Annotated in this window: 1 protein-coding gene and 1 pseudogene; both read right to left on the minus strand. The window is 74.4% G+C overall.

Annotation, left to right across the window (positions count from 1 at the left end; genetic code table 11):
- On the minus strand, positions 1 to 687 hold a 687-nt coding region (locus ACLEQD_RS43495), incomplete at its 3' end, for a hypothetical protein (RefSeq protein ID WP_410391806.1).
- A pseudogene (locus ACLEQD_RS43500) lies at positions 684 to 1,350 on the minus strand (hypothetical protein); the annotation flags it as partial. The gene ACLEQD_RS43495 and the pseudogene ACLEQD_RS43500, both read right to left, overlap by 4 nt.

Consider the following 1,350-nt stretch of genomic DNA (forward strand, 5'->3'; position numbering starts at 1 on the left):
CGCGAGCGCGTCGGCGGGCAAGAGGCCCTCCCAGACGCGCTGGCCGTCCGCGTACACGGTCAGCACGCCCGCGTCGATGCGGGCTCGCAGCGCGTGGGGCTCCCCCGGGGCCATCCGGTCCAGCGGCTCCATGAAGCGCGGCCGCACGGTGGCGTAGCCGGCGTTGCCGCACTCGCGGCTCTCGTGGTCGTCCGGGTTGCGCTTGTAGTTGACCACGATGCCCGCGGACGGGGCGATGCGCCACATGGCGTAGATGACGTTGCAGCCATCCCGGGCGCGCAGCTTGAGGCCCACCTGTTCGCGCTGCTGACCGGACGCCAGCGGCATCACCAGGTCGGTGACGCCCAGCCAGGTGAAGCGCAGCTCCGCCTCGTCGCCCGTCGACTCCGGGACGACCGCGCGCTGGCGGGGCTCCTCGATGGCGAAGTGCGTCCCGTCCCGCGCGTCCTCCGCGAGGCTCACGAGCTGGCCTTCCGTGACGTGCAGCTGCCGCCGCGTGACGGGGGCCAGGACGCGCGGGGCTGGCGGGGCCGCGCGAAGCGCGCGCGGCTGGGAGGACTCGGGGGACTCCATGGGCTTCCTCGTGCTGTTGCAGGCGCCGTGGCTCAGGAGCAGGGCGCCTGCCCACAGCATCAAGATGCCCCACGTCCCGAGCGCCACCCACCGCCGCTGCCGCACGTCGCTCATGAGCCCGTGCCTCCCAGCAGCGACCGGAGCGTCTCCAGGTGCGCGCCCAGGTAGGCCTGCTCCGCCTGGAGCCGCGCCAGCTCCAGCAGCAGGTAGTCGCGGAAGCGGCGCACCTGCCGCGTCCGCAGTTGCTCCACCTCGCGCAGCTGGCCTTGCAGGTCCGACACCAGCGCGGACACCTCGCCCAGCCGCTGCTGTTCGCTCCGCTCGGTGATGCGCAGCTCGCCCAGCAGCTGGCGCACGCGCCGGGGCGCGCCGTCCACCGCGTCGCGCGTCTCCTGGCGGCGTCCGTCGCGGGCCTGGGCGTTGGCCCGGCCCTGCCACAGGTGGCCCAGGTTGTAGCCCAGCGTGAGCTGCCCGAAGAGGGGCGTGCTCTGCTCCACGTCGAAGACCTCGTCGTAGCCGCCGCGCACGCTCAGGCGCCACGCGGCCGCCGTGCGCAGGCCGCCGGACAGCACCTCCACCTGATCATCCGCCGCCTCGAAGGCGCTGAGCAGCGCGCCCAGGGTCTGTCCTTCCGGCGGCGCGGGTTCGAGCTCCAGCTGCTCGCGGGCCCGGGCGGTGTCGCGCGCGAGCGCGCGCAGGTGATCCAGCCGCACCTGCACCGCGTTGAGCTCCTCCAGCGACGCGCGCGTCGCGCAGGTCGTCGCGAACCTCCGCCAC

The sequence above is a fragment of the Corallococcus sp. 4LFB genome, from assembly GCF_046520365.1.
GTDB classification, from domain to species: domain Bacteria; phylum Myxococcota; class Myxococcia; order Myxococcales; family Myxococcaceae; genus Corallococcus; species Corallococcus caeni.